This is a genomic window from Salmonella sp. 5800 (assembly GCF_046558195.1).
Taxonomy (GTDB): domain Bacteria; phylum Pseudomonadota; class Gammaproteobacteria; order Enterobacterales; family Enterobacteriaceae; genus Salmonella; species Salmonella enterica.
The window spans coordinates 190,287-204,330 of sequence record NZ_JBGDOX010000008.1; the positions used below are offsets into that span (position 1 = coordinate 190,287).

A 14,044-nucleotide genomic window follows, 5' to 3' on the forward strand; every position below is an offset into this window, starting at 1 on the left:
TAAGGCCTTCTTACCGGGCGGCGCTGCGCTAAATTTGCCTGTAATGACTGTAATATCAATCCATTACATGATAACACAGGCCCAATAAGCGCAGCGCCTACAGCATCTGAACCTCCAGACACGCTGGATGCCAGATCGCCGACGCATAAATTAACCTAATGGGTCAGACACTTAGAGCCTGGCCCAGTAGGCGTAATTGTTGAAGCCAGTTTGGGGCCGACCAGCGCGCAGAAACCGGAGCGTACACGTAGTACGTGAGGATTTTGAGCACTGCCCGGTCCCAAAATGGCGAATAAAATAGCCTAATGGGTCAGGCACTTAATCTTTCGCCATGCGGTTAAATTGCTCAATAGTAAGATCCCACGGCTCATGGGCCGCATCCGGCATAAAACTGCCGTCATCCACGCCAATTTCGTCCTTGATAATTTTATTCAGTTTTTCATTCATCGTAAGAATGAGATCCTGATATTTCTGTTTATCAGCAGCAAGGTTATGGTTCTCATCGGGATCATTTTTAAGATCGTAAAGTTCAAGATCGTTGTACTTAATAAGATCCTCCCAGGTTTCCGGCGTATTATGCTCCCTTAGCGAGAAATAGCGTGCAAACTTATAACGGCCATCGTTAATCATCCGCGTCCCTGAACGATGGCTGAAATCAGGATGCAAATGGGATATTTCCTGCTTGATTTGCGCCACCGTTTTTTGTTTATCTCTTTGTAGCGCGATAACGCGGTGGAGATAATGGGCATCGGTATACAAGATCATGCCATAGCAATATAAGCTGGCATTTCTCACCGCATTAACCGCAACGCCTTCCGGGTTTTTTAGCAATCCGCTAAAATTAACGCCTTTGCGGTTGCCTAACGCCTGGTGCTGTTTTTCTTCCGGCAAACCGGTCAGCCCAACTAATGTCGGCGCGATATCAAGATGACAGGTCAACGCCTGACATTTCTTATTACCGGGGTACGCCGGGTGGGAAATAATCATCGGTACATGGATCTGTTCTTTATAAACGGAAGCGCCTTTACCGTGCATCTGATGGCTTCCGCCTAATTCGCCATGATCGGCAGTAAATACAACAATCGTTTTATCAGTTAACTTGAGGGCATCAAGTTCATTTAATATCCGGTCAAGGTGAGTATCACAATCGCGGATACAGTTGAAATAGTAGTCAAGCAGTTTACGCCAACGACGATCTTCATCAGGAAACTGCCCTTCCAGCGCAGCGCGCGCCGTCTGGTATTCAAGATGCGCCGGCGGTCTTCCCTGCTCATTGAATGATTGATGCCTGTTTGTCGGCAGCGGATAGTTCGGCCAGCTTGCCTGATAAAGTTCGTTTTCCGGTGGCTGCGTGGGCGCCAGGGTATTATCATCCTGATCCAACTCGCCACGCCACTGTACCTTTTCTCCCTCTTTATCGGTATCAATAAACATGACGTCATGAGGATTAACGAGGTTAACGGCCAAGAACCAGGGCTTGTGTTGGTCATTCAAGGGCTGCCCCTTGCATCTTAACCAATTTATAGTCTGAGCCGTGGTGGTTGAATCATAAAAATAGCCGCCTTTACTATGGCCTATAATATCGCCGATGCCGTGATAGTCAGCAAAACCATATTTTTCCATAATTTTATGTAATTCTGGTTCAGGAATATCCCCGACATCAATATCCTCATCTTTTTCGTCAGGCAAAGGCTTCTCCAGTTTTTCTGTAAGATGCCACTTACCTTTATAGGCCGTATAGTATCCCAGTTCCCGCATCATATGGCCTGTGGTTCCAAGAGCGGGGTCAAGGTCATAAGGCATCCAGGGTAATCCCAGATTATCGAACATCTTTGTCTGGGGCATATGTAAGCCGGTATACAATACGGAGCGGGAAGGCGTACAGACATTACTGGTATTCTGATGATTACAGAATGTCACCCCCGTTTTCATGAGCCGCTCTCTGCCGGGTACCGGGAAAGGAAACGTAGGAAAAAAACGCTCCTGGTCAGTCACGACTAACAGAATATTATATCCTTCTGGCAATTTTTCCGGGATTTCGCCGGTAAACGGTTTATCCCACGCCGGTTTCGCCTTGACGGCGCATTTTTCATCAGCCTTTACCGCGCCGGATAGCATACCGCCGGCGGCAAGAATACCGGCGCTGGTTAACAGTTTCCTACGCGTAAGATCCGTCTCTTCTGCGGACAGATTTTTTTTATTACTCATATTATTATACCTGTAGTCAGTAACTTTATCACATATTCATTTATTACTGTACGAGGAAGCGTGGATATGTATCAATGCCTTCCGGGTAAGAATATGTGTTATAAATTGATTTGTATTTCAAATTAGAAATATATTAATAAATAACCATAATTCACTGAAAAATTATTTAGATGAAAAGTTCATTGTTTTTATTTTAGAGATACAACTGCAGACATTACTTCATAAAAAAATACATTATTAAACATACTCTATAGTGCTGTGTTCGTGCCTTTTCCCTTCAGCTACGGTGATTACCCTATGCCGCTACAATAAAATCGCCCCGAAAGAAACACTATCAGTAACAGGCCGCGCAACCATAGACATACAACCGGTAATATCACTCTGGGAAATTAAAACATAACTCAATTCTGTTATGTTGCTTATGAATAAAACTAGCGTATTGCCGCGTGATTCAATAAAAATTACGCCATTAAAAGAAATAATATAAAAACTATTATTTACAGGGGGTTAAGTTTCTTTTTAGCTGGCAGTGTATTATTTTACATTGACAACAACATAAAGAGGTGACTATAACAAGATATAAGACGGTCACACCAAATAAGGCTATTTTCAGATAATCAACCGAGGTTATTACCCAAAATAATTCGAGTTGCTTAAAGGCGGCAAGGGAGTGAGTCCCCAGGAGCATAGATAATTATGTGACTGAGGTGAGCGACAAATTTGCCGGGAGCAGATTTGAACGTCGCGTGCGACGGCCCGTCAGGGCGAGGCCCATGGGTGGGCCGAGTAATCCGTAGCCAACCCATAAGCAACCTGAAGTATGAAGGGGATAAATAATTTCGTTACGGATTACTGATATTGCACAAACCTTATCATCAATGCAACAGGAACAGAACTATGAAAAAACGCATTATTGCCGCCGCATTACTGGCAACGGTTGCTTCATTCAGCACACTTGCGGCAGAACAGGTCTCTAAACAAGAAATCAGCCACTTCAAACTGGTTAAGGTCGGCACCATAAATGTGTCCCAGAGTGGCGGGCAGATTTCCTCACCCTCTGATCTACGCGAAAAACTGTCAGAATTAGCCGATGCGAAAGGCGGAAAATATTATCATATTATCGCTGCACGTGAGCATGGTCCGAATTTTGAAGCCGTTGCCGAAGTTTATAACGATGCGACGAAATAAAGCTCTGATTGCGCCATAACGAGGGCACCGGCATGAAATAATAAGAGAGCGCCAGCAAGGTGCCATGTTACGTCACAATCCACTCAGGGCCGTCTGGAAACAGATGCTGGCCCTCTTTTTTATCAACAGTTCATCCGGGGCAGGCAAGTCGGTAGAATGTATGCGCGCAGGCAGTAAGCCCTTCGTGAATAAGACGGTTTTGCGGGCTGTTTTAAGATGATGTTTAGTGCGCTTTTACCTGCCTGAACCAGTAACTTTCCATTTTCGTTATCCATTTCCCCTTTTTATTTTTCGGTATTACGCCAGCCCACAGTAATTGCAGCTGTCGGTTATAGGTTCCAATAGCGTGTCCACCATACGCCCCTTCAAATGCTATCACCATGGGTCCCTGCCCTTTTACTCCCTCTTGTCCCTCATGGCAATAAAGCGCGTTGCGGTGAGTCACGTCAAGTTCATACTGCACGTTCAGTTTCACACATTTTTCCCCGCAGCCTTCTACTGGCGGCAATATTGTCATGGTATAAGGCGGGTTATCTGCCGTGGTTTTCCATGTTCCGATCAGGTCTTTGCAGGCGTTTATCTCCGTAGCCCCGGAGGCGGCAGAAAATAGCGCGAGCAAATAAAAAGGTATTAGTTTCAGTTTCATTACAGACTCCTGTTCCTTATACCTCATCATTTATACCTAATCATAAGGATAAATGCCCTGCGATATGTTTTTTTCCGGGAAATGTTGAGCCGCTGTTCAGAGAAATGTCGATGAGTGTAACCTCATGTAAGCGGACAGCGCGGTGGGGAAAGCGGGAACACGGGCGAACGTATTTCGACGTTTTCCGGCGTCCCTGCCTGCTCAGGCATCCGTTTATTCGCATGGGAATAAATGGATGCGCATAAAGAGAGAATATTATTGAGCGGCTAACCAGAAAAAATTGAATTAATTATCCAGCTCGCTCATATTTTTCAGCTGATCGCGGTTAATCTGTTCGGTTTTCCCGGTGGCGGCGTTTTTGTAAGACACCATACCGGTATCGTTATCGACCTCGGGTTTCCCGTCGGTGACAATAGTTTTGCCATCCGTGGTTTCAACCGCCTGGTTAGAAGAGCATCCTGCGACGGTGAATAGTGTTGCTGCGGTAAACAGTGCGGTCATAAGACGTTTTTGCATGGTGTTCTCCCTGCTTTTCAGTTGTTTTAGCATGTGACTGTTAACTGTAGCGTTATTGGCGAAAAGCAGGGAGAAATGCAGAACACTCTTAACGAGGGTTATCCGATGGCGTTCCGCGCAAAGTCATGTTTCCGGTCTGTGTTAGCGTCAAGCCGCGGGTTTCCGGGGCAAACATCACCGATACGCCAAGCCCGACTAACGAAATCAACGCGCCAATCAGCATGACGTTATTAATACCGTAACGAGTAATGAAAATCGGTAATGCCCAGGTGGAAACAATGGTTCCGATGCGGCTTAATGACATGATGACCCCCACGGCCGAAGCGCGAATATCCGTCGGGAAGAGTTCATTAGGATAAAGCCATTGCAGTATGCCCGGCCCGCCGGAAAAGAAGGCGTATACCGCAAACGCCACCACGACCAGTATGATGCCCAGATTTGACACCAGCCCCAGCAGCGCCAGCGCGATAGTCATCATGGCGAAGCTGCCAATAAGCAGAGGGCGACGGCCAATACTGTTTAGCCAGAACATCGCCGGTATACAGCCCAGCATAAAAAAGAGGCTAATCACCACATTGCCGAGCGCCGCGTTGCGCCCCTGCTCCCAGCCGAGTAACCCGACGATCTGCGGCCCAAAGGTATAGATAGCGAACATCGGGATTACCTGACAGGTCCAGATAGCCGCAACGAACAGTACAAACGGGAAATGACGGCGATTAAACAGTTGCAGGAAGCGGGTCTCCTGCGGCGGCTCATCGTCAAAGCAGACCGGTTCGCCGAACAGTTTGATCATCATTTGTTCGCACTCTTTTACCCGTCCTTTTCGCAATAGCCAGCGTGGCGATTCCGGCAGGTCAAAGCGGCCAATCAAAATGATTAAGCACGGGATAAAGGCGCTGCCAAGCATCCAACGCCAGCCGCCTTCCATGTCATACAGCCAGTAGCCCACCAGGTTGGCGCAGGTCGCGCCGACGTACCACATCGCGGCGATAAAACCGATGGAGAACGCGCGCTGGCGGGTGTTGGAAAACTCCGTAATCATGGAAGTAGCGATAGGGTAATCCGCGCCGATAACAATGCCAATTAAAACGCGCATCACCAGTAATTCAAGCGGCGTGGAAACAAACATGGTCGCCACGGAGATAACGCCGATAGCGATAATATCAAGCAGGAACATTTTACGCCGCCCGACTTTATCGCAAATATAGCCAAACAACGAGGTGCCGATAAACAGTCCGGCAAGCGTAGCCGCGCCGAGCGCGCCAATCCATTCAGCATCAAGGTGCAATAGCGGCGTCAGTTGTTCCAGCGCCACGCCAATGATCACCAGCACGTAGCCATCAAGGAACGGGCCGCCGCTTCCCCACAGCATAATTCTGCGATGAATGGAGGAGAATTTAAGGTCATCAAAGTTCCTGGGCTGCTGCATGGTGATGTCCTGTTTCAACACGGGCAAAGCGCATCTGTAGGCCGGATAAGGCGTTTCCGCCGCCATCCGGCATTGGCGCCACATGATTGCCGGATGGCGACGCTACCGCATCTTATCCGGCCTACGGGGGCACAACTTCGTACTTATTAGCCGTAGCGGAACTCCACGCCAAACGTCCCGCGCGGGTATTCCCATTTTTCCAGCGCCGTATCAAGGCCGAGGATCCGGCACGTTCCGCACTCCAGGCACCCGGCGTAATCAAAACGAACACTGCCGTCGTCCTGCTTTTTATACAGTCCCGCCGGACAGGCCTTAATCAGCACCTCCAGCGCCTGTTTATCAGGATCGGTTTTGAGAATGATGTGCGGACTGTCTTCATCCACATTGAACTTATTGACGCCCAGTTTGACGTCCACATTAACGGGAGATGTCATAATACGGTCACTCCTTTCAGGCCATCTTTCATCAGGTTGATGAAGCCCACTTTCTTCGCATGGCGCAGGATTTTTTTATGCATTGGCACCGGAGCGGAGCCATCCACGGTGAACAGGTCGCGCGCGATATTGACCGCCATTTCGGGATAAGCGGTAAACATGCGGGGATTATCAAGAAAAGCCGGCAGTTTCTGATACATGCGCATATCGCGCATCGGACCTTCGTCCAGATGCTGACGGTATTCACCCAACGACTGCTTGCTAAAATCGTCACGCTTCATCGCCGAAAGCACCGTCTTCGCCGCCGCTTCGCCTGCGGATATGGCGAGATCCATACCCCGGATGGTAAAGCCGAGGTTCATACACATGCCGGCAGCATCCCCGGCAATCAGTACGCCATCGCCCACCAGTTCAGGCTGCATATTCATTCCCGCCTCGGGTACAACGTGCGCGGCATATTCCACCAGCTTGCCACCGGCGATCAGCGGCGCAACGGCCGGATGCTGTTTGAAATCTTCCAGCATTTGCGGGACCGATTTTTTCGCGTCTTTCAGATGATGAAGACCGCAGACCAGCCCCAGGGAAAGGGTTGTTTCATTCGTATACAGGAAGCCACCGCCCATCAGACCATCGGTTGGCGCCCCGGCAAACAGACAGGCGGCACCTTCGTTGCCCTGTAACTGGAAACGATCTTCAATGACCGACTTCGGCAATTCGATCAGTTCCTTCACGCCGACAGCAACATGCGATGCCTCAACACGCTTTGCCATGCCCAGCTTTTCAGCCAGCAGAGAATTCACCCCATCGGCGAGGATTACGACTTTGGCTTCCAGAATATCGCCATCGGCTTCCACGCCCACGACTTTGCCATCACGCTGAACGACGTTATCCACGCGAATACCGGTGATCAGTTGCGCCCCCGCCTCTTCGGCCTGCTCCATCAGCCAGGCGTCAAATTTACTGCGTAAGACGGAATAGGAAACCTGCGACGCTGAAGCATCTTCACCATTGCAGTAGTCGATAGTCATCGCCCCGTTGTCGGTCATAAAGGCGAGTTTTTCGTGGGTGATCATGCGTTCAATGGGGGCCTGATCCGCAAAGCCGGGAATGATGCGTTCCAGGCTATGTGCATACAAACGTCCACCGGTGACATTCTTCGCGCCAGCAGAATTGCCGCGCTCGATAACCAGCACCTGTGCACCTTCGCGAGCAAGCACCAGCGCCGCAACCGAACCGGCCAGACCTGCACCCACGATGATGGCATCAAAGATATCTTCGGACATACGTACTCCTGTCAGCGGCAGGATACCTTCGTATCCTGCCCGAAATGGTTTATCGCGCTAAGGCAGCCGTCAGCGCAGGCAGGATCTTCAGCGCATCGCCAACGATGCCAAAATCCGCATACTGGAAGATTGGCGCGTTTTTATCTTTGTTGATGGCGAAAATCGTCTGCGCGCCGTTGGCGCCGACCATATGTTGGATCTGCCCGGAGATCCCCACCGCCAGATACAGTTCAGGTTTAAGCATCAGGTTGGAGATACCGACGTAGCGCTCGTGCTCCATCCACTTCTCGTTTTCCGCCACCGGGCGGGAACAGGCCAGCTCGGCGCCAATCGTCTGGCACAGCGCTTCGGCCAGCGAGATATTCTCTTTGCTGCCGATGCCGCGTCCCACGCTGACCACCAGACGCGCTTTGTCGAGGTCAACGCTGTTGCTCTGACGCGTCTGAGTTGCGGTGCGGGTCACGGTAATGGCCGGAGCCTGCCACTGCACGGTATGCATCTCGCCGCTGCGGGAAGCATCCGGTTGTTGTGCGTCAAACGTTCCGCTGCTGAGTGTGATCACGGCAAACGGCGAAGCGATGGTTTCTGCCCCTATCGCCAGACCGCCGTAGACCATATGTTTAACCGCCGCTTTTCCATCCTGCAGGGCGACTTCGCTGGCATCGTTGGAAACCGCAGCCGACAAGCGATAGCCCAGCTTTGCCGCCAACAGCTTGCCCCGACGCGTATTCGGCAGCAGCACCGCGCCGCCCTCGCTATGCTGACGAATAGTCTCAGCCATCGCAGCAGCGTAGTCTTCGATCATGCGGTCTTCTGGTTTGCCGCTGAGCAGCCAGACATGATCCGCGCCCAAATGACATGCTGTCGCGCTGTCCGCTTCGTTCAGTACGAACGCGTTAACTTTTTCACCTACAGCCTGCGCGCCACTCATCAGTTCGGGCAGACGAGAAGGGGTATCGCTGAATACCCAGACACTGGAAAATTTGTTCATAACATCCCCTGATAATTAAATGATTTTGCGCAGATTCTCGACAAACGCGGCGATTTGTTCTTCACCGTCACCTTCAATCACCACACGCTGACGCTCGCGCTGCTTCGGTGCGGCAACCTGTTGTGCGGAATACGCGGGTACGCTGTTCAGCCCGATATCCGCAGGCGACCAGACCTGAACCGGTTTTTTCGCCGCGCCAAGAATGGCTTTCATCGAAGGGATTTGTGGGGTGTTAATGTCGGTGGAAACCGCGATCACCGCCGGGAGCGGGATGCTCAGCGTTTCAACTTCATCTTCCAGTTCGCGTTCTACCGTCAATGTGCTGTCGGTAAGAGAGAGGATTTTACTCACGCCGTTAATCGCCGGAATGTTCAGCGCTTCGCCCACCAGCAAACCAACCTGCTGAGCATAAAGATCGGAAGAACCGTCGCCGCAGATAAGTAGATCGAAACCTGATTTTTGCGCGGCAGCGGCCAGCGCGGTAGCGGTGTGTTGCGGCAGCGCCTGCTCAAATTGATCGTCAATGACCACAATCAGTTCATCAGGGCCACGAGAGAGGACATCTTTGCGCCCTTTTGCATTAGTCAGCGCTTTGCCGCCAACGCTCATGGCGACAACCTGAGCGTCTCCCAACTGCTGTTTTAACTGGCAAGCAGCTTCAATTGCATTCAGATCATATTGGCTGATTTTGCTATCCGCTTTGCTGAAATCGAGTGTTCCGTCAGCATTATTAATCGCAATATCCTGCTCATCAGGTACGCATTTGTAGCAAGTAATTATCTTCATTGCATCTCCAGAAATCATGAAGGAAACGTATTTATATCGGCGGTGTTAAATACAGATATCACGCTCTTTAATTCGGAAATAAAACCTTAATCACCAATATTGAAAATGTCACACATTGATATTCGTAACTTTCAATAGTGTTACGCACCTCACCAATATTGAAAGAAATATGCCAAATATGAAAATTTTCAATATTGTTTGCTGGCTCAACAATATTGAACGCCAGATACTTAAAAAAGTTAAAAAACCACAACCAACAAATTGATAAATAAAGAAAAAATCAAAATTTAGACACAAAATAATCAACGCAAAAAAGTGTGACGAAGATAACAGAATCACCCGAAGTGAATACCCATCATGAGTTACTCATTGAGGCGTCCCAGAGGTTAAAAACTTATCAACAAATCATTAATAATAAATAAACAAACGTTCATGGACTGGCACGCTAAATAAATTTCGTTTTCACACTGGAATTCACTTATGAAAAATGAAAAGAAAAAATCGGGAATTGAACCGAAGGTTTTTTTTCCGCCATTAATAATTGTCGGGATACTTTGCTGGCTAACAGTCAGAGATCTTGATGCCGCTAACGTCGTTATTAATGCGGTATTCAGTTATGTCACCAACGTCTGGGGTTGGGCATTTGAATGGTATATGGTCGTCATGCTCTTCGGCTGGTTCTGGCTGGTTTTTGGCCCCTATGCCAAAAAGAGATTAGGTGACGAAAAACCGGAGTTTAGCACCGCCAGCTGGATTTTCATGATGTTCGCCTCCTGTACATCCGCTGCGGTTCTGTTCTGGGGCTCTATTGAGATCTACTACTATATCTCCACCCCGCCGTTCGGCCTGGAACCCAATTCCACCGGCGCGAAAGAGATAGGTCTGGCGTACAGCCTGTTCCACTGGGGGCCGCTACCGTGGGCAACCTATAGCTTCCTTTCCGTGGCCTTCGCCTACTTCTTCTTTGTACGCAAGATGGATGTCATCCGCCCCAGCTCCACGCTAGTACCGCTCGTCGGTGAAAAGCATGCGAAAGGGTTGTTCGGTACCATCGTCGATAACTTCTACCTGGTGGCGCTGATCTTCGCGATGGGCACCAGCCTCGGTCTGGCTACCCCGCTGGTCACCGAGTGTATGCAATGGCTGTTCGGTATTCCGCATACGCTGCAATTGGATGCCATCATCATTACCTGCTGGATCATTCTGAACGCGATTTGCGTGGCCTGCGGCCTGCAAAAAGGGGTCAGAATCGCCAGCGATGTGCGTAGTTACCTGAGCTTCCTGATGCTCGGCTGGGTGTTTATCGTCAGCGGCGCCAGCTTCATCATGAACTACTTCACCGACTCCGTCGGGATGCTGTTAATGCACCTGCCACGGATGCTGTTCTATACCGACGCCATCGGTAAAGGCGGCTTCCCGCAGGGCTGGACCGTTTTCTACTGGGCGTGGTGGGTTATTTACGCCATCCAGATGAGTATCTTCCTGGCCCGTATTTCCCGTGGTCGTACCGTACGTGAACTGTGCTTCGGGATGGTGATGGGTCTGACCGCGTCTACCTGGATCCTGTGGACAGTGCTGGGCAGCAACACGCTGCTGCTGATGGATAAAAACATCCTCAACATTCCGCAGTTGATTGAACAACACGGCGTGGCGCGCGCCATTATCGAAACCTGGGCCGCCTTGCCGCTCAGCACCGCCACCATGTGGGGCTTCTTCATCCTCTGCTTTATTGCCACCGTCACGCTGATTAACGCCTGCTCTTACACCCTGGCGATGTCGACCTGTCGTGAAGTTCGCGATGGTGAAGAGCCGCCTCTGTTAGTGCGTATCGGCTGGTCAGTGCTGGTCGGCATCATCGGTATCGTTCTGCTGGCGCTGGGTGGGTTGAAGCCGATTCAGACCGCGATTATCGCCGGAGGATGTCCGCTGTTCTTCGTCAACATTATGGTGACGCTGTCCTTTATTAAAGACGCCAAAGTGCACTGGAAAGACAAGTAATTCTTATTAACCCAATTGATCAAGAGGCTGAAAGATGGATTTCAACTTAAATGACGAACAGGAGCTGTTTGTCGCCGGTATTCGCGAACTGATGGCCAGTGAGAACTGGGAAGCTTATTTTGCCGAGTGCGATCGTGACAGCGTCTACCCTGAGCGTTTTGTAAAAGCGCTGGCGGATATGGGTATTGATAGCCTGCTGATCCCGGAGGAACACGGCGGTCTGGAAGCGGGTTTTGTTACCGTCGCCGCCGTCTGGATGGAGCTGGGACGTCTTGGCGCGCCAACTTACGTGTTGTACCAATTGCCAGGAGGTTTTAACACTTTCCTGCGTGAAGGGACTCAGGAGCAAATTGATAAAATCATGGCCTTCCGGGGCACCGGTAAGCAGATGTGGAACTCTGCTATCACCGAACCAGGAGCGGGATCGGATGTTGGTAGTCTGAAAACCACTTATACGCGCAAAAATGGTAAGGTTTATCTCAATGGCAGTAAGTGCTTTATCACCAGTAGCGCCTATACCCCGTACATCGTGGTCATGGCGAGAGACGGTGCATCGCCGGATAAACCGGTTTACACCGAGTGGTTTGTGGACATGAGCAAAGCAGGTATCAAGGTCAACAAACTGGAGAAACTCGGTCTGCGCATGGATAGCTGCTGTGAAATCACCTTTGACGACGTTGAACTGGACGAGAAAGACATGTTCGGTCGGGAAGGTAACGGCTTCAACCGCGTGAAAGAAGAGTTTGACCATGAACGCTTCCTCGTCGCGCTGACCAACTACGGTACCGCAATGTGCGCTTTTGAAGACGCTGCGCGTTACGCGAATCAGCGCGTGCAGTTTGGTGAAGCTATTGGCCGTTTCCAGCTGATTCAGGAGAAGTTTGCGCATATGGCGATCAAACTGAACTCCATGAAAAATATGCTGCTGGAAGCCGCGTGGAAAGCGGATAACGGCACCATTACCTCCGGCGACGCGGCAATGTGCAAATACTTCTGCGCCAACGCCGCGTTTGAAGTGGTAGACACCGCCATGCAGGTACTGGGAGGTGTTGGTATCGCGGGCAACCACCGCATCACGCGTTTCTGGCGTGACCTGCGCGTTGACCGTGTTTCTGGTGGTTCTGACGAAATGCAGATCCTGACGTTGGGTCGTGCGGTACTTAAGCAATACCGCTAATCGATCCCTTGTAGGCCTGATAAGACGCGGGGCGTCGCCATCAGGCAATCATGCCGGATGGCGCTGTGCTTATCCGGCCTACATACCGCAAAAAATGCCAGGAGAAAAATGATGAATCATTTACCAATGCCAACCTTTGGCCCGCTTGCTGGGGTACGCGTTGTTTTTTCAGGAATCGAAATCGCCGGTCCATTCGCCGGACAGATGTTCGCCGAATGGGGCGCCGAGGTTATCTGGATTGAAAACGTCGCATGGGCCGATACCATTCGCGTACAGCCTAACTACCCGCAGCTCTCACGCCGCAACCTGCACGCCCTGTCGCTGAATATTTTCAAAGATGAAGGTCGGGAAGCGTTTCTGAAACTGATGGAAACCACCGATATTTTCATTGAAGCCAGTAAAGGCCCGGCCTTTGCCCGCCGTGGTATTACTGATGAAGTGCTGTGGGAACATAACCCGAAACTGGTCATTGCCCACCTTTCCGGCTTCGGCCAGTATGGTACCGAGGAGTACACCAATCTTCCGGCGTATAACACCATCGCGCAGGCATTCAGTGGTTATCTGATCCAAAACGGCGACGTTGACCAACCGATGCCAGCCTTCCCGTATACCGCCGATTACTTCTCCGGGATGACCGCGACGACAGCCGCGCTGGCAGCCCTGCACAAAGTACGCGAAACGGGTAAAGGTGAAAGCATCGATATCGCCATGTACGAAGTGATGCTGCGCATGGGTCAGTACTTCATGATGGACTACTTCAACGGCGGCGAAATCTGTCCACGTATGACGAAAGGGAAAGACCCCTACTACGCCGGTTGCGGCCTGTATAAATGCGCCGATGGTTACATCGTCATGGAGTTGGTCGGCATCACGCAAATCAACGAGTGTTTTAAAGATATTGGCCTGGCGCACATTCTCGGTACGCCGGAAGTTCCGGAAGGCACGCAGCTCATCCATCGCGTGGAATGCCCTTACGGCCCGCTCGTCGAAGAGAAACTGGACGCCTGGCTGGCAACACACACTATCGCCGACGTTCAGGCGCGCTTTGCTGAGCTGAATATCGCCTGTGCGAAGGTGCTAACCATTCCAGAACTGGAAGGTAATCCGCAGTACGTTGCCCGCGAATCGATTACTCAGTGGCAAACAATGGACGGTCGCACCTGTAAAGGGCCGAACATCATGCCGAAATTTAAAAACAACCCGGGGAAAATCTGGCGTGGCATGCCGTCACACGGCATGGATACCGCCGCCATTCTGAAAAACATTGGTTATAGCGAAGCAGATATTAAGGAACTGGTCGGCAAAGGCCTGGCCAAAGTTGAGGATTAAACGCGATGCGCTAATCGGTTTTCCGGTTAGCGCTCACGCCTGATTTCAGTGGATAAAGC

The 14,044-nt window shown here is 50.5% G+C and carries 12 protein-coding genes and 1 pseudogene; 4 read left to right on the forward strand and 9 right to left on the reverse strand.

What is annotated here, in order from left to right; all coding sequences use genetic code 11:
* Positions 1-318: 318 nt before the first annotated feature.
* Complete coding sequence (locus tag ACLJZ5_RS16175) at positions 319-2,208, reverse strand: sulfatase-like hydrolase/transferase (RefSeq protein WP_023254432.1); 1,890 nt, start codon at positions 2,206-2,208, stop codon at positions 319-321.
* Between the two features lie 897 nt (positions 2,209-3,105).
* On the opposite strand from ACLJZ5_RS16175, the gene srfN reads away from it, so the two are divergent.
* Positions 3,106-3,396: a DUF1471 family virulence protein SrfN gene (gene srfN / locus ACLJZ5_RS16180; RefSeq protein ID WP_000745961.1), complete on the forward strand. Its 291-nt coding sequence runs from the start codon at positions 3,106-3,108 to the stop codon at positions 3,394-3,396.
* Positions 3,397-3,619: 223 nt separating this feature from the next.
* Here srfN and ACLJZ5_RS16185 read toward each other — a convergent pair whose 3' ends face one another.
* From ACLJZ5_RS16185 to ACLJZ5_RS16220, 8 genes and pseudogenes are all read right to left on the reverse strand, one after another.
* On the reverse strand, positions 3,620-4,036 hold the full coding sequence (locus ACLJZ5_RS16185) for a hypothetical protein (RefSeq protein WP_161976238.1): 417 nt from the start codon (positions 4,034-4,036) through the stop codon (positions 3,620-3,622).
* A 170-nt stretch (positions 4,037-4,206) separates the two neighbouring features.
* Positions 4,207-4,301 (reverse strand): annotated as a pseudogene (locus ACLJZ5_RS16190) (glutathione-regulated potassium-efflux system ancillary protein KefF); the annotation flags it as partial.
* A 26-nt stretch (positions 4,302-4,327) separates the two neighbouring features.
* A complete protein-coding gene (locus ACLJZ5_RS16195) occupies positions 4,328-4,558 on the reverse strand; it encodes a YgdI/YgdR family lipoprotein (RefSeq protein ID WP_001172089.1) in 231 nt (76 codons plus the stop codon).
* An 88-nt stretch (positions 4,559-4,646) separates the two neighbouring features.
* The gene (locus ACLJZ5_RS16200) at positions 4,647-5,987 is read right to left on the reverse strand and encodes an MFS transporter (protein ID WP_001187057.1); all 1,341 of its coding nucleotides are present in this window, start codon (positions 5,985-5,987) and stop codon (positions 4,647-4,649) included.
* A gap of 146 nt (positions 5,988-6,133) precedes the next feature.
* Positions 6,134-6,421, reverse strand: coding sequence for a ferredoxin-like protein FixX (gene fixX / locus ACLJZ5_RS16205; RefSeq protein ID WP_000203736.1), 288 nt, complete (start codon positions 6,419-6,421; stop codon positions 6,134-6,136).
* On the reverse strand, positions 6,418-7,704 hold the full coding sequence (locus ACLJZ5_RS16210) for an FAD-dependent oxidoreductase (protein ID WP_024797387.1): 1,287 nt from the start codon (positions 7,702-7,704) through the stop codon (positions 6,418-6,420). Before ACLJZ5_RS16210 ends, fixX begins: the two co-directional genes overlap by 4 nt.
* A 49-nt stretch (positions 7,705-7,753) precedes the next feature.
* A complete protein-coding gene (locus tag ACLJZ5_RS16215; RefSeq protein ID WP_024798626.1) occupies positions 7,754-8,695 on the reverse strand; it encodes an electron transfer flavoprotein subunit alpha/FixB family protein in 942 nt (313 codons plus the stop codon).
* 15 nt (positions 8,696-8,710) lie between these two features.
* Positions 8,711-9,481: an electron transfer flavoprotein FixA gene (locus ACLJZ5_RS16220; protein ID WP_000692185.1), complete on the reverse strand. Its 771-nt coding sequence runs from the start codon at positions 9,479-9,481 to the stop codon at positions 8,711-8,713.
* 480 nt (positions 9,482-9,961) lie between these two features.
* Between ACLJZ5_RS16220 and caiT the strand changes: the two genes are divergently transcribed.
* The 3 genes from caiT to caiB all read left to right on the forward strand — a co-directional run bounded on the left by caiT (position 9,962) and on the right by caiB (position 13,985).
* A complete protein-coding gene (gene caiT, locus ACLJZ5_RS16225; RefSeq protein ID WP_000787073.1) occupies positions 9,962-11,479 on the forward strand; it encodes an L-carnitine/gamma-butyrobetaine antiporter in 1,518 nt (505 codons plus the stop codon).
* A 34-nt stretch (positions 11,480-11,513) separates the two neighbouring features.
* On the forward strand, positions 11,514-12,656 hold the full coding sequence (caiA, locus tag ACLJZ5_RS16230) for a crotonobetainyl-CoA dehydrogenase (RefSeq protein WP_000347134.1): 1,143 nt from the start codon (positions 11,514-11,516) through the stop codon (positions 12,654-12,656).
* Between the two features lie 111 nt (positions 12,657-12,767).
* Positions 12,768-13,985: an L-carnitine CoA-transferase gene (gene caiB / locus ACLJZ5_RS16235; RefSeq protein WP_001016212.1), complete on the forward strand. Its 1,218-nt coding sequence runs from the start codon at positions 12,768-12,770 to the stop codon at positions 13,983-13,985.
* The last annotated feature ends 59 nt before the right edge of the window (positions 13,986-14,044 follow it).